The organism is Pseudomonas fluorescens (assembly GCF_900636825.1).
In the GTDB taxonomy this organism is placed as follows: Bacteria; Pseudomonadota; Gammaproteobacteria; order Pseudomonadales; family Pseudomonadaceae; genus Aquipseudomonas; species Aquipseudomonas fluorescens_BG.
Genome location: NZ_LR134318.1, coordinates 3,962,982 through 3,982,096, shown reverse-complemented (window position 1 = coordinate 3,982,096; position 19,115 = coordinate 3,962,982). Strand labels below are relative to the sequence as shown.

Here is a 19,115-nt window from a genome sequence, read left to right as displayed (position 1 = left end):
CGACATAGAGCTAGATCGACGCTGATCAAAAATATATTTTCGCTACCCCCCTTGAAATCATTTTTTTAAACCGGAGATGTTATATTTGAGGACAAAAGAAAAGCATCGATCCCGACAGCTTCGCTTCTTTGGTTTTTCCACAGGCTTTTGAGGCAATCGACTCGATTGCTTTGCCTTTGCATTGGTTTTTGGGCTGTTTTCCCTGTCTATTTTTAAATGATGGCTGTTGCACAGCTTCAACTGCTGTGTTGGACGTAGGCCCGTAGGGCAGTGAGATGTCGCCTCTTTGCGCCGTAAGGCGCTGCTATTTTTTGGCTTCAAAGAGAAGCAAAAAAGCCAGAAATTTTCAGGGATAGCTCCGTCTGAAAATTTTGGGAGGTCTAACATCGGTTATGAGCTGTCACATCAGGGAAGGTATTTGAGCGGTCATTAGTGCTAAGTGCCTCAACCCACATCACTTCCGGACTTCCTTTCTGCTGCTATCGATCAGCCATCGAGGCTCGCGCCGCCCTCCGGTATCAATCTCCGTGAGCCCATCGCGATCTCAGTCGCTGAAGTGCAATTCTGTCTGCTAGGAAGAGCTGAATGCCGCTTTCCTAGGAAGTGGTTTTGCGACCCTCTGAGAGATGTTTTTGCGTTAGTCCACGGATGCTGAACTCAGCAATCTGGATTGGCCTGTCAAGCGGAGCAAGGTATGAAATACGACGCAGGCACGTCCAAGCAAATCGCGGAATTGATCAGTGGTGAAAAATGGAAGGCTATTTCCGCTAACGGGACTGATATTCAGTCCTTTGGTGGTTGATGCCACAACCGGCGCAACGTCGATTCCGGCAGCCCTAGTTGTCTCGCGGCATCACTCTGGCTAAGCCCTCTCGTCTTAAGCTCCTGCACGGCCAACCATTTCCTCTGAGCCTCCAACTCTCGAGGCGGATTAATAGCTTTCGGTTCGGTTGGAAGCGTTCTATCAGCCAGGCCTAGCGCCTCAGCCTCAGCTAACGACGCTAGAAGAATTTCGCGCATTGAGCGTTTTTCATGGGATGCAACAGTGAGCGCCAGCAACGTGATCGGCTCTACGTTCAGCGCTAAGGCGAGACGGGCAGTCATATCGACAGTCGCTGAGCTTTTTCCTTGCTCTAGCTCGCTCACGTGCGTTTGCGTGACAGGGCCCGAAAGACCTGCCTGAGATAGACCTTTCTGAGTGCGAAGCAGTTGAACTACTGCTGCATAAGATTTGCGCAGCGACATTTCACTATCCCGATAAAAGGAGACGGTATGTCGCATTTGCCTGCCGCCACACAAACAGATATATTGGTGGCTGTGGCGGTATTATGCCTCAGTTACTAATTATTGGATATTGACAGAGAGGGTTTGGGCCGTGGGTGTGATCATCGGAGACGGTCTGCTGGGTGATTCTGGGGTCGGTTTAATGGGCTCCGAACTCCCCGTTGACGAAGCCATCGCTTTGGCCAGAAAGCGCCACAAATGGATGCCCCTGTGCGCCGTCGAAGAGTGGATCATCTTGGATGCCATCATCACCGACGAAGAGCGAGCAAAGGTCGCCGCCTCTGGTTGTCAGCCAATGTTCATGTTTGCGCACAAAGTTGTGGATGACGAGCAGCGCCGTTTCGAGCCAGGTCATTGGGTGCGCTCAAGTATGGGTACGACCTTCGAAGAGGGCTTCCTGTTCGTCACACGTAATTCCGTCTACGTGTTGCTCGGGCCCGGTCATCGCAAGTCTACTTCCATCGAAGCAATATTTTCCCTTTTCTGATTACCAACCGGTTTCTGTTGGCCAACTGACATACACCAGCAGCTTGAGGCGATAAATGTTCAGAACCATAGACGGCGACCTCATAGGCGTCCCAGGATTGTTCGGCGATGGCGTGTCCCATTGGCGGGGAGTGTCAAGGCTGCTCCGAACGCCTTGGTATCACTTAACCCTTAGCGTTGAAAACGACGGTCGGCACAGCGCGTTTACGGTGATGATTGACGATACGCGCCAGCTTCAAGAAATTCTGGTGGGCCAGGGGCCCGATTTAGCCATCACCGAAATTATGGCTGTGACGCCGTCTTGGATGAACAAGACGGAAGGATGGCAAATGGAGCGGCTAATCAAAGTAACCGCAGGCGAGGACAGAACAGGTTCTGAAGTCTGCTTATTTGAAGTGGCTAAGGGAGCGGTGTATCACACCTCACATCAGCAAGACTTTAAGATCGAGGCACTGACCAACCTGAGGCCCGTCTTTCTCTCAAGCATGATTCGATCAGCCTGAATTTGACCAGTAATCCCCCGATACCAGCGCGCCTTGGTGCGTGTGCAATTCCTGATAACTCCATACAGACCGCAACCGGAGCGCAGATATGCTGGATACGATAGACGTCAATTTCCACGGAAAACGCCATACAGATTTCGATCTTGCGCGGATCATAAAAGCCCAGGATCAGGGTTTTGACATACCGGTCACTGCGTACCTTTGCGGAGTATCCATTAGCGCGCGTGCTGGCATCGGTGTGGTGTTTGGCCACAAGCGCAAAGACCAGTACGGACGGTTTGGCGATGGTCATTTGATCCGCACCTCTGACGTCTTGAAGGCTGAGCGCGAAGGGCGCTTCTGGATTTTGACTACAGAAAACTCCCGGTATGTCTTAGTAACTTTTCAGCGTGAAAATGGGCGCGCTAGCTTGCGTGATTATTTGCGTCTTGCTCAGGGGCAGTACCATCCGACCCCTCCAATCTTACAGTGATGGTTAAGCAGCGCGTTGACGGTTTCTCTGGTTGCTACAAGTCCTGATTCGAGGTGGGGTGATGCTCCTGAAAAAAGGTGATGTAGTCTCCATTTCTTCCGGAATCTTTGAGTCGTACAGCCGGAAAGGGCCGTTTGTAGCCACCCAGGATTTCGACCTTGGCGCATTCGTTGCCAAGACAGTATCTGCTGTTGGGGAAACGTGGGAGCTCACCGGATTGCTTTGGGAGGTTCCTCGGGTGCTTGTTGAGCAAGGTCTCCTTGTAGAGCTACCTTGTCGACGAATTCACTTGGGATCACTGGGTGACGTTGAACTGATGCAGGAGAAGCAGGACTTTTGACTGGGCGTTTTCGATAAGCCTCGATCGCTACAAATGAATGCGACTCTGACGTTAAGTCGGTTACCGACAGTTCATTGCGTGCCCCTACGGGGACGGCTGTCGTATACCAAGCCCCTGCGTGTGGCGGGTGCCCGCGTGGTGGAGCAGATGCACAAGCTCTCAACTCGGACAGATATTACAAGCCTGGTTGACCGTACCAAACACCTTATCGAAGGCCAGTCCTTTGGTACCGCCCTTTATAACCTCGCAAATATGTACCCGTTTTGCTCTCTTGCCGAATCCCGGCAGGCAGCGATAGGGTCACTACGTACAGGGATATTGCGCTCCCCGACGGAGGCAGCCTTCTTAGATGAGACTGGCAGAGTGATTGCGAAACGACCTCCGCTGTCCTTCGGCGGCGAACTAACTGAGGAGGATAAATATACAATCCAGGCCAAGATGGTCAGCGAACACATGCATTTCATCAAGGTTACGGTAAGGGAGGAGTTTTGCTGGCGCTTGCGATCATTTCAGAAGCGCACTGTGTGAAAGAGATCGACATGGTTGAGCTGGCCAAGGCATCGGCTCTCGTTCCTCCAAATCGAGCGCAGATGATCGGTAAGGGGTTGTACTGGGGATTCGTTGGGGACTTTGGTATGGCAGCTCATTTCCTCATACCGCAGATGGAAGCAATCATTCGAGACCGAATGAAGTAAGCCGGTCTCAACACTTCGACGTCCAGATCTGACGGCATCGTTACCGAAAATGGATTGAGCACCCTAATGGATGTCGAAGGTGTCACCGAACTGCTTGGCCTGACGTAGCTTTTGAAATCAAAAGCTGTGTTCTGCAGCCTGTATGGCCCGAACCTCAGGAACACCTTTGCGCATGGGCTACTTGACAACGATCAGTTCTATTCAGAGTCGGTCGTCTACGCCTGGTGGTTCATGCTCAAGTACATCTCAGGGCCATTTTGGGAGACGGTACCCAGGGCGTAGCGCTGCCCAAGTCGATGGTTCTGTCGCATGCTGCAGGCAGATCCGCGATGTGAAGCAACAGCTACACGCGTGGAGGGGCAAAACGATTGCACCTCTACCCTTTATTTCTTGTTCCAGGGGCAAGTGATCGGCACCGTGTCGATCAAACCCTGCTACCGGGTTTGACTTTCAGATTTAAAGAGGACGTTGATGAAAGCTGCACTCAAAGCCCATTTGCAGTCGTGGATGGGTCGGCTCGAAGCACAGCAGGATACAGAACGCGACCGTTGTTCGGATTTCGATCCCTGTTCGGATTACAACTTTTTCTTGGAGTACAAGGTGATGGGGATAGCGACGTTCCTGAAGCAGGTAGCCTACCAAGAAGACGATCTCGATCTGCTTGCATTGGCGTCGAAAGCCGAGATGCAGGTCGAGAGCATGATTCGCGATAACGAAGCAGCAGAGGAGGAGGCTGACCGCGAGCATCATGAGCAGCAGCAGGAAAGTTATGAGCACGATGAGCGCATCAGGAAGGCGTGTGCCTACCATTTTTACACTGACGCCGCGTTTTCGGTAGATATGTCGAAATACGAGGTGATGGTTCAGGATGCGGCAGCTAGATTTATTGATCCTTACAAGCTTTCTAGCTTGCGAAGGTATCTGGAAAGCGACCAGGTGCTTGGCAGAATCTACGAGAAGGTGAAATCCCGCCTAAGACGCACGTTTGACCGAGTGGGTGACTCTCCAACCTTGAAAGAGATAGCACAGGCCTTTGACGCTGAACTGTTGAATATCTATCGGCTGGCCGATGCCCACATCGAACGGACGATTGCTCAGTACGCCCCGTAAATGCGGCCCAGGCGGATTGGTTGGTCGAGACAACGCGGAGCCTTGCGGCGGGCTTGGCGAGGCTTAGGTCACCGCCAAGCGCTAATCAGCTGCCGAGAGACACTAGCACCGCAGGCGACACCGGCGCCTGGGGCGACGAGCAGTCGTTAGGTTCTGGTTTTCATCGTTCATTTAAGGTCTTGTCGGGCATCACCCCCTCGGATACGATCGGCTTCGGCTCTCCGCCGAAGCTCTGGTCGGCTTGAAAAAGAGAACGTCCCACCCGCCTCAACATTCTGCTATCGGCATCCGGATTTCCCGGTTATTCGCTAACGACAAAACGCCCAGCACAGCGACACATTCCGGAATTTTCAGATGACAGACTTAGTCAAGGCAGCTGCATTCGCAGCCAAAACATCCCTCGCTGCGAAAGGCATCAAAGTCCAGCACGGTATTGCCCTAGAGGTAATTGCTGCGTTTCTGGGGTACAAAACCTACGCCGCGCTTGTGGTTGAAGAGAGCAGGGAGGATCTGAAACATCATCTGGCTGATGCTGAGGTCATCGTTCTCGATTACCAAGGCGGTGTATCCCGGCTGACTCAGCTCGAGGTGTTGCAGGCCTTCATCGTTCAGGATTTCATCGATGCTATCGTCAATTGTCGCGATGGTGTGTTTTCAGATCTGCCCGAGTTTCTCGATGGTTATGTTCAACAAGAGCTTCGGGATGTGATTCTTTCGGATGAGAGTGTCATCGCTGTGACAGCATCTGAGCCATTTTCGGTCGAGCTGGAGGAGCGCAGATTGTTGAGCGAGCCGCTTTGGAGTGCTTCTGACACTTGGGAAGTATCTGGTTTCGGCACTGTCCATGGAATGGATGATCGTGCTGATCCCCAGGATGAGGATCATGAAGGCTCGGAAGCTATCCGCTGTTTTGGCTGGGTCAAGTTTTCTAAGGCGGGGCGGGCTGGACTCACGTTCCAGCGGAGCGGCGGTGAGTCACTGTAGAGTAACCGTAAGCGTCCGGGTAAGACCGCGATCACCCTGGCCAGCGCAGTTTCAGTGCCGGCACGCATGTCCATGGGCTCGGTAGCGAGCCAGATGGCGTCGATGCGGATCATCGCAACAGGTCTCGAAGGAAAGCGGCGCAGGCGGCAGCACTATCGGTTGGCCAGTTCACTTTGACGTGCCGCGCGGGTGCAGAATCTCAACGCTGATATTCGATGAAGATACGAGCGCCGTTGTTTGCATAGGCAATGGGATGAATGCTGGTTGAAGCGCCGCGCTTTTCTGCACTTGCACCCGAATCCATTTGTGAACGAGGTTTGCGTTAAGGCTATGGCTGAGAGCGATGCTGGCAATCGATGCGCCGGGTTGGGCACACTCTTGAATGACCTGGGCTTTGAAGGATTTGGAATACGAACGGCATGTTGGCTGCATGAAGTACCCACTTAAAAGGCGAGAACTGGTGCCCACCTAAATTTAAGTGCACACCATGTCCCGCCTTTGCGGGGTTGGGTAGATGACTTGGCGGACGCATACGATTATCTAGCGGGAAAGATGGATAAAAATACCTTTTTCGCAAGCTGCTAGGTGAAATCCGAGCCCGGCAGTCTTTGCTAGAGGTAAACGATCTCCATCTCAGCCGTGCACTTATCAGCCATGGAACCAGGCCAGAGTTTTTCAACTGATTCGACGAATGCGACCGTAGATCGTAGAAGAATCATCAATTGGTGCTGACGCTTCCAGATCTGTTCTATTGTTCTGGCGGGCCCGGATGGATAGGGGTAAGAGGCAGAACGAAGATTGTCGTCCAGTTTCCGGATCGCACTGATGTGAGCTTTGAAGATCAAGTTGTTACTTGGCAAACAGCTTCCAAATTCGCTCCGTCAGGTGCCAGCACATAAGCTGCGTAATAACTGGCGTGGTAATGAGCCCTAATGCCGGGCGCTCCATTGTCTTGTCCGCCAGCAGCTATGCCAGCCGCATGAAAAGCGTTGACCGCCTCACGGCTCTGCGCAATGAGTGCTACGTGCGCCCCATGACTGGGAACGGGCGCGGCATGCAACCAAAGAAATGGCTTTCCTGCAGAACCAAACCCCAGCCGTCTAGGCTTTGAATCTGGAGGATCGGCCGCAATGTTCATCACCAAGGTTATCCCCAGTGGCCTGAGCACTAAATCGTAGAAGGCTTGAGCATGCGAGATGTCCGAAACACCAATGCCTATATGATCTATTGCCGAACCAGCAAAATCGCTCATCATGTAACTCCATAAAATGCCGACGAATCGGCTCTAGTGCAGCTGGCTATTAACTTCACGTGGCTACTCACTGCCCTTCTAGATCTGGGACGCGCCACCGTCGACGAATAGCTCGACGCCGTTGATATAGCTTGATGCATCGCTTGCAAGGAAGAGCGCGGCCTGGCCGATCTCTCGTGCTTCGCCGATCCGGCCGAGTGTGCTTTTCTCGCTGAGGACATCAATCATCTGCCGCGCGTTTTCGCCAAGCACATCGCGCAGGGACTGGGTGTTCACCGGGCCGGGACTAAGCAGGTTGATACGGACATCCGAACCTTTGATATCCAGAATCCAGCTGCGCACCAGCGCCCTCAGCGCGGCCTTGGTGGCTCCGTAGGCGCTTAACCCGGGGCCGGGATTGATCGAGGCCGTCGAGCCGATGATGACGATGCTGCTCCCCTTGCTCATCAACGGTAGCGCGCCTTGCACAGTGAAGGTCGTGCCTTTGACGTTGGTCGTGAAAACCCTATCGAAGCCTGCTTCGGTGATTGCTCCCAGAGGCTCGACCAGACCTATCCCGGCGTTGGCAATCAGCACATCGATACGGCCATGAACCGCGTGCATGTGGCTGAACAGCCCAGCAAGGTCGGCGGGGCTCGAGATATCTGTGCATACGGCGGACGCCTGCTCACCAAGGCGACTCACAGCGTCGTCGAGCTGAAGCTGGCGACGCCCGGTGATGACTAGAGTGGCGCCCTGGCTGGCAAACGCTTCGGCAATCGCGAAGCCGAGGCCTGAAGAGCCACCGGTGACCAGAACAACTTTGTTTTTGAATTGCATGAGGAATACCTTGTTGAGAATTTATGTAGTAAACACTATATAGATTCTCCTCCATCTACAACCTTTTTAGCGATCACTAAATGAGTCATTCTTTCTGGTTGCGATTGATATCGGTTGTAGCGGTCGCTACAGTTGTTGCCTCGACAGAGTGAGACAGCCATGAACGAAAAAACCCGGCAGCGCCGCCCTGCCTTCGACCGCGAGCAAGGGATCGCCATCGCTCAGGCACTGTTTCATCAACGTGGGTTTGACGCGGTCAGCTTGTCCGACCTGACCCAGGCCATGAACATCAAACCCCCGAGCTTCTACGCCGCCTACGGCAGCAAGGCCGAGCTGTTCGAGCGGGCAATGCATCGCTACGCCGGCGCAAACGCGCTACCTGTGGACAAACTACTGACATTGGATCGACCACCGGCAGAAGCGCTGGCGTCGTTATTGGTCGCGGCTGCGAAGCAGTACGGAAGAGATAGCACTTTGCGTGGCTGCTTGATCACAGAAGGCATGCGTGCGGATGATCCGATCGCTCGAAACATGGCTGAGAAACTGGGCGATGCCGGAATCCAGACGATCCGCTGCTACCTTGATCAGGCTTGCCCCGTCGCTGCGCAAGCCCTGACTGACTACCTGCTCATCACTTTGCGTGGGCTGTCGGCTGCGGCCTGCAGCGGCATGTCCCGCAATCGCTTGATAACGGTGGCGCAAATCGCCGGCAAAGTGATTTCTGAAGAGTTCGGGGCAAGCAATACCGCTGCGAAATCAGAGCCAGAGCCTCGTTGTTGATCCCATTGCAGGCTCAACTGGATATCCTAGAGATCGCGATCTACATCCAATATTGGTCGATTGACCCCGATGGGGTAGACGAGAAGCCCGCTCATATCATAGGTCTGTCTGATAGTGAGCGAGCGGCGGAAAGTCACCAGTAGCTATCTGCTACGTTAGCTTTACGATAGCGATTGGCATCGTCAACACGGGCGATGGGGCGGGCACATGGCCTGAAACTTAGCACGCAGCCGAGAGCGCTGAACGAACGAAGGGGCCAGGGAGAAAGCCGTCGAAAAAAGAATTAACCACATTGGCTAAAACAAGGGCGGTACTGGAGTATCGGGTGCTAACTGCATCCGATTTCAGAACGAGCGACAGAATGGATTAGACGGCTTTATGGATTATCGGCTGCTAAGCTGTGAAAGCATTTAGCCGGCAACTCGGAAGATTCCATGCGAGAGCATCGAAAATGATTCGGAGCGATTGCATTTCTGTTTTTGACCATTGAGGACGAAAGGATGAGCAGGGAGAGCAGGGTGATTTTCACTGTGGGTCATTCGACCAAGCCAATCGACGTCTTCGTCCAAATGTTGCAGAGCTTTGATGTCAACGCTGTGGTGGACATTCGGACTGTCCCACGCTCCCGGACGAATCCTCAATACAACCTGGATGTCCTTCCTGAGCTACTAGCCCAATCAGACATCTTGCATTACCAGATTGCAGCTCTAGGTGGATTACGCAAGAAATCGAAAACCGTCCCGGATGAGGTCAATGCGTTCTGGGATAATCGAAGCTTCCATAACTATGCTGATTACGCCCTCTCGGACGAATTTGAACAGGGGTTGCGCCAGTTGTTGGAGCTGAGCGACACCAAGCGCTGCGCCATCATGTGCTCCGAGGCCGTTTGGTGGCGATGCCATCGTCGAATAGTCGCCGACTACCTACTGATCCGAGAGCTTGAAATGTTCCACATCATGGACATCGGCAAATCTACGAGGGCGGTACTTAATCCTTCTGCCGAAGCATCTGGCTTTAAACTCTCATACCCTCGATCGAAATAGAAAAGCAGAGCTCAAAACTGTGCAGTATCTCCAGCCATGTGCAGGATCCGGGTGGCCAACCATCCGATTTTGCATCTATCTAAAAACTATCCGTTGCGTCACCGCGTCTCTGCGCTATGGTCAGCTCTTTGGCATACAAGAGTAAAGTCGTAGGAGGGCATGGCATGCGAATTCGCGGAGACGTATTCTGGCAATGGGCTGATCCGACACTCCACCACCGGATACACGACGAGACGTTGGATGACGGCACCTTTATCGATGTTCAGGTGAGGCTGTCGCCTATGGGACATACGCAGATGTTCATTGGAGTGTATGCATCAAGCGGAATGGCTTTGCATGAAGAGGCGGTTGATTCCAGGCCAGGTGAATCAATGACTCGTGCTTTAGCGTGGGGCGTAGGATGTGCAAGGCGAGTCGCCATCGGCCTCAAGCCTACTGAAAAGAATGTGGCATAGGCCTCATTCGTCGCGCCAATCACAGGAAAGGGCAGGCATACGAAGGATCGGCGTTTGGGCTGACGGCACGGCGGTTGAACCAGGGCAGGTTTCATTAGCCAGGCATTCGATAAGGTTGCGAGGTGGGACTGGATACCGAGCAGCTTCAGGCTTTGGTACTCGGCCTACCTTGGCAGAGCGTTGGAACTGGCGGTGCAATCGCCATCTTTTGAAGATGTAATAAGCCGACGCTTGCTGCCGCAGGCGGTCTGGTTTGGTAAGACCCAAGGCGAAACACGACATCTGCGGGAGCGGAGAAATACCGAGCTGTTTAAATCAGGCCGATACTTACGCGATATTACGCTCTATCGCGTCGCCGAGCTGAGCCATCGAAAATGGCTTGTTGATTAACGTGGCCTTCAGAAAATCGCTCTCCAAAGCCGCTGCGCCACAGCCGCTAGCAAATATTATGGTGATGCGCCTACTGACCAGTTTCCTTGCGACGGGAAATGAAAGCTCCCCGTTGAGATTGATATCAAGAATGGCGAGATCGCACTCAATAGTATCGGCAGCGATAAGGGCTTCGTCCAGGCGCTGACTCATGCCAACGACCTCATGACCCAAGTCAATAACCATATCCTCTACCAGCATAGCCAGCGGCATTTCGTCTTCCACGATGTATATGCGCGTCATGCTAACTATTCACTCTACGAAAAATTAAGGGGAGTTCAAACAATGCATTTGACCCAGTCTCTTTAAAGTCAGGCTAGCTTCCGCTAAGTTGCGCAGCCGGCCCGCACTCAATTAGACGTGAGCCGAACCCCAATCGTTCAGTCAACCTGAGCCCAGATGACGAACTGGTTTTAGAGTCGACCATATGCCATGAGCTTCTCCAGCATAAGCGGCCGTAGTGATGCCGGCTCGCGTCCGATCCAGCACCGTACATGTACGCTGGAAGATAGGTGATGAATCTACCCTTGGATATTAGGAATTCACAATCGGATTAGGCATCCATTGATGCGGTCGCAACTTGTCAATCGCATAGACCGTTGCGTCACTAACAAAATTTGAGTTTTTAGCGCTTATGCGTAAGCCAAATTCTGTACCTCTAACTTTGGAGCTGGCACAGCCAGAAATAGATGCACTCATGGCGTTTGTAAATTTTCAGCTGGTTTCTATGAAGGAAACAATTTTAGGTGTTTTGAAAGACATAAAATCAAAACGACGCATATTTCGTTCGTTGCCTGCTTATTGAAGCGTGGCCCAGCGTGTTTTATTTTTTAGCCGCTGGTCACACGAAATGATATTTCAGGGAACCCGTATCCAAGCTCCGTTCGTCGAGTCGGCAGATTTTGGTGCAAACTTTCAGCTGTCTGGATTTTCTGAGTTAGACGAGCCAACGCGCTTGTATCCATAAACGAAATAGGTGAACAGAAATGGCTAATACCGGAAATAACAATCCAGGCAATTTCGCGAATGATCCTGAAAAAGCTTCCGAAACCGGGCGTAAAGGTGGACAAGCATCAGAAGGCAATTTTGCCAATGATCCAGAACGCGCTTCCGAAGCTGGGCGTAAAGGCGGGCAAGCGTCAGGTGGAAATTTTGCCAACGACCCAGAGCGTGCTTCAGAAGCGGGTAAAAAGGGCGGCGAAGCTAGCCACGGAGGTGGGCGTCAGTCCAACGATGCTAGCTCCTCCGGTGGCACTCAAGGAAGCGGTCGCGGTAGTAATTTTGCTGATGACCCTCAGAAAGCATCGGAAGCGGGAAAGAAAGGTGGACAAAATAGCCACGGCGGAGGAAATAAATCGTAATGCTGTATGACACATTTTCAAGCCCTGCTCTGCGCAGGGCTTGAAACCATCAAAATGCAACATCGTCAATATTACCATGGCGCGCGACGCCATCGATGTAGGAGCCATGAACGTCGCCATCGGAACCCATTGATCAATTTGGAAAAGACTGGTGGAAGATACTTCCAGAATTGTTGCTATGAAGAAATTTAATTAAAAGTGGACTTGTCATACACTATAAGCAGGATGCGGTCGAAGGTTTAGTTTGATAGTGGATCGCTCAGCTTCTTGGTATTGTTTGCCGAATCAGAGCTTCAGTTAAAAGCGGTATAGGTTATTAGAATAAAAGGACAGCGGCTAGGGATACGGTTTAGTCAGACTTTTAATTTCATCCATCTGCAGCGATCATGCCGTTGTTGTGCAGGTAAAATCTTTCATGGCTGGAGAGCGACAATATGACTTTTCAGGCTCGCGGAGGCGTATTTAAAATAATATTTTATTGACCTGAGCGAGAGAAAGTAACTCATGGCCGAGGCGGTCAACGATATTCCCAAGCCGAGGTGGAGTGAAGAAGTACATGATTCAAACGTTACTTAGTCATGCAAACGATAACGCACAAGCTGTACGCTATCGGGTGATTTTTACAAGCCGGGTATTTTCACTTTTGATTTATGCCTTACGTGCCTTTTGCTTTTTGGACTTCAGATTATCATTTGTATTATTTGCAACCGACTTAGGGTCTACGTCACTAAGTTTGAGCTCGGAAGCTGGTTTAGACGAATCCTCCTTATCTCCCGTTTTTTCAGCAGTAAACCAGTGCTCCAGCTCTTGTCCTTGAGGCTTGCCCTGCTTTTCCCACAAGCGATACGCAGCCTCTCGAATTTCTTGCTCATCCATCTGCATTACCTCTGCTCGCTGAATAATGGCTCGCACCAGTTCGTCTCTCAACGTTCATGGTAGTCGCTAATGCTGATTTCGCCATCACTGACGGTCGCATTGATTGCGGGATGCCGGAATGATCTAGAAAGGGAGCGGGTTGGGCTACTGAACGCTGGAGATCATCAGCCAAGTCTCGGCCTGCATCACTGAGCGGCTTTACGGAGCGAGATTCTAGCCGAACCCCGTTTTTTGGAATTTTTTAGGATCGAGACGAGTCAACTGACGAATAATCTTGTTGGAAAATACCCATGTCCTTCGCTTCCATTGCCAATGGCAATCTATGCTTCGACGGTATGTTGAGGTCAGCTAATTGCGGTTTGTGGTCGGGGAGTGGACTGCATGGTCGAGGTTGATTCGGCATTGATGGCAGCGCGAGCTCAGTTCGCGATTACCATCAGTTTTCATATTGTGTTCGCAGCGCTCACGATAGGCTTGGCCAATTTTCTAATGGTGCTTGAGGCTGTCTGGCTATTGCGTGGGCGGAAAACATATATTGATGCCTATCGTTACTGGCTAAAAATCTTTGCTCTCACGGTGGTCGTGGGCACATCCTCGGGTCTTATTCTTGAGTATCAATTCGGGCTCAATTGGTCACGTCTTTCGGTCTTGGCGGGCGATATTATCGGCCCACTGATGTTCTACGAAGTCTTGGCCGCTTTTTTTATAGAAGCTGGCTTTCTTGGCATAATGCTATTCGGATTGAAGAAAGTAGGCCCTCGTCTGCATTTTTTTGCTACCTGCGCGGTAGCCTTTGGATCCTTGTGCAGCGCGTTCTGGATCCTTTCAGCCAATTCTTGGATGCACACACCTGCCGGCTATTCAATAAGCACCGACGGCCGATTCATTGCCGAAGATTGGTGGGCAATCATATTCAATCCGTCGTTCCCGTATCGGCTAGTGCATATGACGTTGGCCACATTGCTCGGCACGGCCACACTGGTGGCCGGTATCAGCGCTTGGCAATTATTACGTACACACGAGAATCGGCGAGCACGGCTTACATACTCGATGGCGCTGTGGGCGATTGTTTTGCTCATACCACTGCAAATTGTAGTCGGGGATCTTCATGGTCGGCACAGCCTCAAGGTTCAACCGCAAAAAGTAGCAGCCATCGAAGGTTCCTGGACGCGACCTTCAGAAGGCGAAGGGGAGCCATTACGCTTATTCGCCATTCCTGACATGGCTGAGCGGCGAAACAATTGGGAGTTGGCGATTCCACGCATAGGGTCGCTGTACCTGCACCATGATTTGACTAGCACGATCGCCGCGCTGGACGAATTCCCGCGTGAAGACATCCCGCCAGTACCTACGGTTTTTTTCGCTTTCCGAATAATGGTCGGTTTGGGCCTATTGATGGCGGTGCAGGGGCTAGCCAGTTTGGTGCTCCGATGGCGACGGCGCTTATACGACTCGCGTTGGATGCTTCGGACGTGTGTGCTCATGGCCCCAGGCGGATTGTTGGCAATGTTGAGTGGCTGGGTAGTAACCGAAGTTGGTCGTCAGCCCTTCACTGTCTACGGCTTGCTGCGCACGGCTGACAGTTTGTCATCGGTGTCTCGACAGCAAGTGATCGGTTCAACCTGGTTCATCCTGTTGTTCTACCTGCTGACGCTTGGGGTAAGTTTTTGGGTACTGGGGCGAATTCTGCGTGAACCACCTCAAAGAGATGAACCCGGGCCACAGCCAACCTTGGCTGACGAGATAGATTAATCTTGAGGGCAAGAATTTATGTCGGACAACGAATGGCTGACCTTGTTTTCTGCTGCAGCCTTAGCGTTCTCGGTTTTAAACTATGTGCTACTGGATGGTACCGACCTTGGCGTTGGCGTCCTGCTGGGCTTAACCCGATGCGGTAAGCAGCGCCGAGCCATGGCCCTGACAATCTTGCCTATATGGGATGCTAATGAAACATGGCTGGTGCTAGGTGGTGGTGGCCTGCTGGCATTGTTTCCACTGGCCTACGCCATTCTGCTACCAGCGCTCTATCTCCCTTTTATCATGATGTTTTTGGCTTTGATTCTTCGAGCGGTAGCGTTGGAGTTTCGTGACTACGCGTCAAATGACAAAATCAAGCGTGGCGTGGACGGCTTAATGATGACCGGTTCACTTCTGGCGGGAGGATCTCAGGGTGTGGTCTTGGGCACGCTTGTTCAAGGCGTACCTAATGATGGCTGGCAGTACAGCGGCGGTGGCTGGGATTGGCTAGGGATGTTTCCATTGTACTGTGGTGCAGTGCTCGTGGTGGGCTATACATGGTTGGGGGCCTGCTGGCTTTATTGGCGCACTGAGCAAGAACTTCAGTGGCGATCCGCTCTCCAGGCGAGGGCGTTGGGGTTTGTAACCTTGGTGCTTTTAGCCGTATTGGTTGCTTGGACAATGGCTCTGAATACCCAATATGCAAATCGCCTCTCAGAGCCGTTGGTGTGGTTCTCGGGCGGATCATTACTCGTTGTACTGCTGATAGGATTTATTCTGGGATTTAAAAGCCGCCGTCAGTACCTGCCGCTATTCGCCGCGCTGGGGGTTTTCATTTTGGCGTTTGCACTGATGATTATGGCGCTGTTTCCCCTAATCGTTCCACCGCATTTGACCCTGCAAGCCGCCGCTTCCAGTCCAAGCAGCCAAGTGTTCATGTTGGTCGGATTTGCGGTTTTGATACCGCTGACTCTTTTGTACAACACCTATGGCTTTAGCGTCTTTAGTGGAAAGGTTCATCCTGCTGGCGACTGACTACTTTGTTCTGAGCCGCGAAGAGATCGTGTCCCCGAGCCCTTCGACTGTCAAAGTCGGGCTGAACCAAGCTCTCATCGCCCCGGTTGAGTCAAATAAATAGCAGGCCGGACTCTTCAGCCGCGCGACTTAGGTTGCCTGAGGCCTGATCGTCCTCGATTAGCTACTGTAATCTGAGCGGTTGTTCCGGAAATCAGGCTCCCGGTTGTTGCTGATCAACCCAGTCTTCGGCGGCCCTAATTGCTTCAGACGCAGCCTGTTGGTAATCGTCCCAAGGCCCCGCCAATTCAAAAGCAATTTCTCCCAATCCCTTGATTTCACCTTCAATAACGACTTGGGCTGCTGCTGGAATCTGATCGTTAGGTTTTTGCCAGCCGAATTTCACAATAAAATTTCTCCCACGGTAGCTGTGAACTAAGGGCAAATCCATCAGATGGGACACGACGCCTCCGATTGCGCAGGGAATAGGACGCACAGTTGTAGGCACTTCCAACTGTTTTCGCTATCGAGGCATCTAGCCATCATTGGCCTGCTTTAGCTTTAAGCTCTTGTCATATGAGCAGCCAAACAGAAGGGGTCGCCCGCTCTGCGAGAAAAGCGTCTACAGTGAATGCGAGACTATGGAGGTAGACGTGACGGATGGGCTGGATGTTGACTTACGAAACGTCGTGGTCATTGGTGCCTCGGCAGGAGGCGTGCAGGCACTCATTTCGCTGTTTGAAAATTTGCCTTCTCATGTGCCCGCTGCGTTTCTCGTGGTACTGCATATCCCTGCATACGAGCCCAGCGTGCTTCACAAAATTCTTTCCAGAGCGACCAGCATGCGAGTGGTTGCAGCGCAAGACGGCGAGCGCATCCAGCCGGGTACCGTCTATGTCGCCATTGCTGATCGTCACCTAATGCTGATGCATGAAGGCATACGACTGACGCGCGGGCCAAAGGAGTGCCGCGTGCGGCCTGCGGTCGACGTATTGTTCCGCTCAGCGGCGGCCAGTTACGGCGCCAGGGTCATGGGCATCATCTTGTCAGGTGCTCTAGATGACGGCACTGCGGGTCTTTGGGCCGTAAAAGATCAAGGCGGTATGACCTTCGTTCAGGATCCGTCGCAAGCCATGCTCAGCTCCATGCCTGAGAGCGCAATCCAACACGTCCAGATCGATCTGATAGGTTCGACTGCGACCATCGCTCAGCAGATCGCCGGAACGGTCGGAAGTCGTGCTGACCGTTTGCCTCATCATGCGCAAACACCTCACGAGATCGAAAATACCATTTCCTTGAAAGGCAACGGTCTCGAAGCAGGCGTAATGGGGCTCGGTAAAGTGTCTCAATTCACCTGTCCCGATTGTCATGGCGTGCTGGTGCAAATCGAGGAGGGTTCCATCGTTAGATTTCGCTGCCACACGGGACATGCATTTTCTATGAAGTCGCTCATTTGTGAAGTCAATGCCGCCATTGATACCGGACTTTGGGATACCTTGAGAGCCGTGGAAGAGAGGATTTTGCTACTGCGTCAGATGTCCGACCAAGCGACCATCGTCGGCGCATCTCACGATGCCGCCGATTGCCTCAAACAAGCTGATGCAGCCGAGAAGCGTCTTCAGCCACTACGCGCGTTGGTGCTTGATCCGACTTTTTTCGGTCACGACGATGCGAAGTGACGTCAAGCCGCAGACCGCAAAACATCCATTAATTGGCTTACTTCCAAGGATGAAAGACCTGATGATATCCACACTTGAACTCCGCCATATAGTTGAGTGCGGGTTCCTGCCGCTCTCTTGCACCTGCACCTTAAATTCGGACGGCTCGCTTATGGTGAAAGTTTTTGAGGCTTCTTCGGGTCGCGTAGAGTTATTGGTCACAGGAATCTCAGTGACAAGACTTTCTTCCAGTCGTGCGATAGCAAATCTGATCGGCGAACTTCGGAGTGAAATGGTGGCTCGCCAAACAAATTTCGATAGATCTGCGAACCGATAAATAGACAAATATTTACATAGAGTTCTCAACAGAGCGAATTGCTGGCAATCATAGCAATCGCTCATCGCTCATCGAACAAGCCTTCCGGCGATCATAGCCGCCGCCCGGCAGCGAGGACTGAGCCGAGACATAACGTTTGCTCAAGCGACGGAAGGATTGGTGTCAGACTGGTTTGGGTATTGGGCTGACTCAGTACCGCGATTCAGTCGCATGCATTGATATCCTTCCTCCGTCTGTCCGTAAATTCGCCTCCCAATGAAACCTTGCGCACAGATTTTTTCTCCACCCTCTTACGTACTTCACAGATATGACGAGGTGAGAAGATGAAAGCTGTCGTATTCCATGGCGTGGGCGACATCAGGCTGGATGAAGTCCTAGAACCAACAATCCAGTCACCCACGGATGCCATCGTAAAAATTACCGCGTCGGCAATTTGCGGAACGGATCTGCATTTTATCCGGGGAAGTGCTCCGGACATGCAAACAGGCACCATCCTTGGCCACGAAGGCGTAGGTATCGTCGAAACGCTTGGGGCAGACGTGCGCAATTTAAAAATAGGTGACAGGGTCTTGATCCCTTCGACCATCGCCTGCGGTAACTGCTCGTATTGTCGTGCCGGATATTTTGCCCAGTGCGATATTGCGAATCCCAATGGCAAAACGGCAGGTACCTCTTTTTTTGGCGGCCCCAAAAGCACTGGCCCGTTCGATGGCCTTCAAGCAGAGAAGGCCCGCATTCCTTTCGCTCATATAGGTTTGATCAAGCTTCCAGATGAAATCACCGATGACCAAGCTATTGCAATGTCGGACATTTTTCCGACAGCTTGGTTTGGGGCTGAAATGGCCGAGATCAAAGATGGCGATACCGTTGCTGTATTCGGTTGTGGCCCGGTGGGTTTGTTTGCAATTGTCAGCGCCAAGCTGATGGGCGCCGGCAGGGTATTCGCCGTTGATTGCTTTGATGACCGACTAGCTCGCGCACAGGAACTTGGTGCCGAATGCATCAATTTTGAAAAGGAAGACCCGGTCAAAACCATCGCTCGTCTGACCGCCGACATCGGCGTCGATCGGGCTATTGATGCGGTCGGTATCGATGCCAATCATGCTCACCATGGCGAGGTGCACGAAACTGCGCAGTGGCAGCCAGGCGATGAGCCTTCCCAAGCGCTGCAATGGGCCGTAGAAGCTGTGGCGAAGGCGGGTACGATATCGATTATAGGGGTTTATCCAGCCGGGTTTGACAGTTTCCCAATCGGCGCTGCGATGAACAAGAACATCCGCATTAACATGGGCAATTGCCATCACCGAAAATACATTCCCAAGCTCATCGAGATGACTCTCGCCGGACGAGTTGATCCTGCAAAAATCCTCACCCAGACCGAACCGCTGACGGATGCGATTTCCGCCTTTAAATCATTCGATAAACACCAGTCCGGTTGGATCAAGGTCAAGCTCGAACCGTCTACGTCCTCATAGCGAGA

Annotated in this window: 23 protein-coding genes and 3 pseudogenes; 19 read left to right on the top strand and 7 right to left on the bottom strand. The window is 52.2% G+C overall.

What is annotated here, in order from left to right:
* Nucleotides 1–783: 783 nt before the first annotated feature.
* A complete protein-coding gene (locus EL257_RS18005; protein WP_126364890.1) occupies nucleotides 784–1,245 on the bottom strand; it encodes a helix-turn-helix transcriptional regulator in 462 nt (153 codons plus the stop codon).
* A 130-nt stretch (nucleotides 1,246–1,375) separates the two neighbouring features.
* Here EL257_RS18005 and EL257_RS18000 point away from each other — a divergent pair, with 130 nt between their 5' ends.
* The 8 genes from EL257_RS18000 (at nucleotide 1,376) to EL257_RS17970 (ending at nucleotide 5,874) form a co-directional block, all read left to right on the top strand.
* Complete coding sequence (locus EL257_RS18000; protein ID WP_172604499.1) at nucleotides 1,376–1,771, top strand: DUF6957 family protein; 396 nt, start codon at nucleotides 1,376–1,378, stop codon at nucleotides 1,769–1,771.
* Between the two features lie 55 nt (nucleotides 1,772–1,826).
* The gene (locus tag EL257_RS17995) at nucleotides 1,827–2,273 is read left to right on the top strand and encodes a hypothetical protein (protein ID WP_126364888.1); all 447 of its coding nucleotides are present in this window, start codon (nucleotides 1,827–1,829) and stop codon (nucleotides 2,271–2,273) included.
* An 88-nt stretch (nucleotides 2,274–2,361) separates the two neighbouring features.
* Entirely contained in the window at nucleotides 2,362–2,745 is a 384-nt protein-coding gene (locus EL257_RS17990; RefSeq protein WP_126364886.1) for a hypothetical protein, read from the top strand.
* A 61-nt stretch (nucleotides 2,746–2,806) separates the two neighbouring features.
* On the top strand, nucleotides 2,807–3,085 hold the full coding sequence (locus tag EL257_RS17985) for a hypothetical protein (RefSeq protein WP_126364884.1): 279 nt from the start codon (nucleotides 2,807–2,809) through the stop codon (nucleotides 3,083–3,085).
* A gap of 488 nt (nucleotides 3,086–3,573) precedes the next feature.
* Complete coding sequence (locus EL257_RS28110) at nucleotides 3,574–3,780, top strand: hypothetical protein (RefSeq protein WP_232013038.1); 207 nt, start codon at nucleotides 3,574–3,576, stop codon at nucleotides 3,778–3,780.
* A gap of 126 nt (nucleotides 3,781–3,906) precedes the next feature.
* Nucleotides 3,907–4,062 carry a DUF4209 domain-containing protein gene (locus tag EL257_RS28485; RefSeq protein WP_419866630.1) on the top strand — a complete coding sequence of 52 codons (156 nt, stop codon included), beginning with the start codon at nucleotides 3,907–3,909 and terminating at the stop codon, nucleotides 4,060–4,062.
* A gap of 189 nt (nucleotides 4,063–4,251) precedes the next feature.
* Nucleotides 4,252–4,890 (top strand): hypothetical protein, encoded by a 639-nt coding sequence (locus tag EL257_RS17975; RefSeq protein WP_126364882.1) that lies wholly within the window; start codon nucleotides 4,252–4,254, stop codon nucleotides 4,888–4,890.
* A 354-nt stretch (nucleotides 4,891–5,244) separates the two neighbouring features.
* Nucleotides 5,245–5,874: a hypothetical protein gene (locus EL257_RS17970; RefSeq protein WP_126364880.1), complete on the top strand. Its 630-nt coding sequence runs from the start codon at nucleotides 5,245–5,247 to the stop codon at nucleotides 5,872–5,874.
* Between the two features lie 168 nt (nucleotides 5,875–6,042).
* Here EL257_RS17970 and EL257_RS28480 read toward each other — a convergent pair whose 3' ends face one another.
* From EL257_RS28480 to EL257_RS17955, 3 genes are all read right to left on the bottom strand, one after another.
* Nucleotides 6,043–6,306, bottom strand: a complete 264-nt coding sequence (locus EL257_RS28480; RefSeq protein WP_126364878.1) for a transposase — start codon at nucleotides 6,304–6,306, stop codon at nucleotides 6,043–6,045.
* Between the two features lie 409 nt (nucleotides 6,307–6,715).
* Nucleotides 6,716–7,129 (bottom strand): VOC family protein, encoded by a 414-nt coding sequence (locus EL257_RS17960; RefSeq protein ID WP_232013037.1) that lies wholly within the window; start codon nucleotides 7,127–7,129, stop codon nucleotides 6,716–6,718.
* Nucleotides 7,130–7,204: 75 nt separating this feature from the next.
* Complete coding sequence (locus tag EL257_RS17955) at nucleotides 7,205–7,945, bottom strand: SDR family NAD(P)-dependent oxidoreductase (RefSeq protein WP_126364876.1); 741 nt, start codon at nucleotides 7,943–7,945, stop codon at nucleotides 7,205–7,207.
* A gap of 159 nt (nucleotides 7,946–8,104) precedes the next feature.
* On the opposite strand from EL257_RS17955, the gene EL257_RS17950 reads away from it, so the two are divergent.
* From EL257_RS17950 to EL257_RS28105, 3 genes are all read left to right on the top strand, one after another.
* Entirely contained in the window at nucleotides 8,105–8,725 is a 621-nt protein-coding gene (locus EL257_RS17950) for a TetR/AcrR family transcriptional regulator (protein ID WP_126364874.1), read from the top strand.
* A 518-nt stretch (nucleotides 8,726–9,243) separates the two neighbouring features.
* Nucleotides 9,244–9,768, top strand: coding sequence for a DUF488 family protein (locus tag EL257_RS17945; RefSeq protein ID WP_232013036.1), 525 nt, complete (start codon nucleotides 9,244–9,246; stop codon nucleotides 9,766–9,768).
* Nucleotides 9,769–9,932: 164 nt separating this feature from the next.
* Nucleotides 9,933–10,223 carry a hypothetical protein gene (locus EL257_RS28105; RefSeq protein ID WP_126364870.1) on the top strand — a complete coding sequence of 97 codons (291 nt, stop codon included), beginning with the start codon at nucleotides 9,933–9,935 and terminating at the stop codon, nucleotides 10,221–10,223.
* A 327-nt stretch (nucleotides 10,224–10,550) separates the two neighbouring features.
* Here EL257_RS28105 and EL257_RS17935 read toward each other — a convergent pair whose 3' ends face one another.
* Entirely contained in the window at nucleotides 10,551–10,895 is a 345-nt protein-coding gene (locus EL257_RS17935) for a response regulator (protein ID WP_106120038.1), read from the bottom strand.
* Between the two features lie 743 nt (nucleotides 10,896–11,638).
* Between EL257_RS17935 and EL257_RS28100 the strand changes: the two are divergent.
* The 3 pseudogenes from EL257_RS28100 to EL257_RS28090 all read left to right on the top strand — a co-directional run.
* Nucleotides 11,639–11,701 (top strand): annotated as a pseudogene (locus EL257_RS28100) (hypothetical protein); the annotation flags it as partial.
* 18 nt (nucleotides 11,702–11,719) lie between these two features.
* Nucleotides 11,720–11,869: pseudogene (locus EL257_RS28095) on the top strand (general stress protein); the annotation flags it as partial.
* Between the two features lie 87 nt (nucleotides 11,870–11,956).
* Nucleotides 11,957–12,013 (top strand): annotated as a pseudogene (locus EL257_RS28090) (KGG domain-containing protein); the annotation flags it as partial.
* A gap of 648 nt (nucleotides 12,014–12,661) precedes the next feature.
* Here the strand turns inward: EL257_RS28090 and EL257_RS17925 are convergent.
* Nucleotides 12,662–12,889 carry a DUF2934 domain-containing protein gene (locus EL257_RS17925; protein ID WP_172604498.1) on the bottom strand — a complete coding sequence of 76 codons (228 nt, stop codon included), beginning with the start codon at nucleotides 12,887–12,889 and terminating at the stop codon, nucleotides 12,662–12,664.
* Between the two features lie 381 nt (nucleotides 12,890–13,270).
* Here EL257_RS17925 and EL257_RS17920 point away from each other — a divergent pair, with 381 nt between their 5' ends.
* Together EL257_RS17920 and cydB are read left to right on the top strand one after the other, a co-directional pair.
* Complete coding sequence (locus tag EL257_RS17920) at nucleotides 13,271–14,641, top strand: cytochrome ubiquinol oxidase subunit I (RefSeq protein WP_126364864.1); 1,371 nt, start codon at nucleotides 13,271–13,273, stop codon at nucleotides 14,639–14,641.
* An 18-nt stretch (nucleotides 14,642–14,659) separates the two neighbouring features.
* Entirely contained in the window at nucleotides 14,660–15,661 is a 1,002-nt protein-coding gene (gene cydB, locus EL257_RS17915) for a cytochrome d ubiquinol oxidase subunit II (RefSeq protein WP_126364862.1), read from the top strand.
* Between the two features lie 193 nt (nucleotides 15,662–15,854).
* Here cydB and EL257_RS17910 read toward each other — a convergent pair whose 3' ends face one another.
* Nucleotides 15,855–16,103 (bottom strand): hypothetical protein, encoded by a 249-nt coding sequence (locus tag EL257_RS17910; protein ID WP_106120063.1) that lies wholly within the window; start codon nucleotides 16,101–16,103, stop codon nucleotides 15,855–15,857.
* A 190-nt stretch (nucleotides 16,104–16,293) separates the two neighbouring features.
* Here EL257_RS17910 and EL257_RS17905 point away from each other — a divergent pair, with 190 nt between their 5' ends.
* The 3 genes from EL257_RS17905 to EL257_RS17895 all read left to right on the top strand — a co-directional run bounded on the left by EL257_RS17905 (nucleotide 16,294) and on the right by EL257_RS17895 (nucleotide 19,110).
* Nucleotides 16,294–17,319 carry a chemotaxis protein CheB gene (locus EL257_RS17905; RefSeq protein ID WP_232013035.1) on the top strand — a complete coding sequence of 342 codons (1,026 nt, stop codon included), beginning with the start codon at nucleotides 16,294–16,296 and terminating at the stop codon, nucleotides 17,317–17,319.
* Nucleotides 17,213–17,635, top strand: coding sequence for a DUF1652 domain-containing protein (locus EL257_RS28475; RefSeq protein WP_419866583.1), 423 nt, complete (start codon nucleotides 17,213–17,215; stop codon nucleotides 17,633–17,635). The genes EL257_RS17905 and EL257_RS28475 overlap by 107 nt, the downstream gene beginning before the upstream one ends.
* 323 nt (nucleotides 17,636–17,958) lie before the next feature.
* Complete coding sequence (locus tag EL257_RS17895; RefSeq protein WP_126364857.1) at nucleotides 17,959–19,110, top strand: zinc-dependent alcohol dehydrogenase; 1,152 nt, start codon at nucleotides 17,959–17,961, stop codon at nucleotides 19,108–19,110.
* Nucleotides 19,111–19,115: the final 5 nt, after the last annotated feature.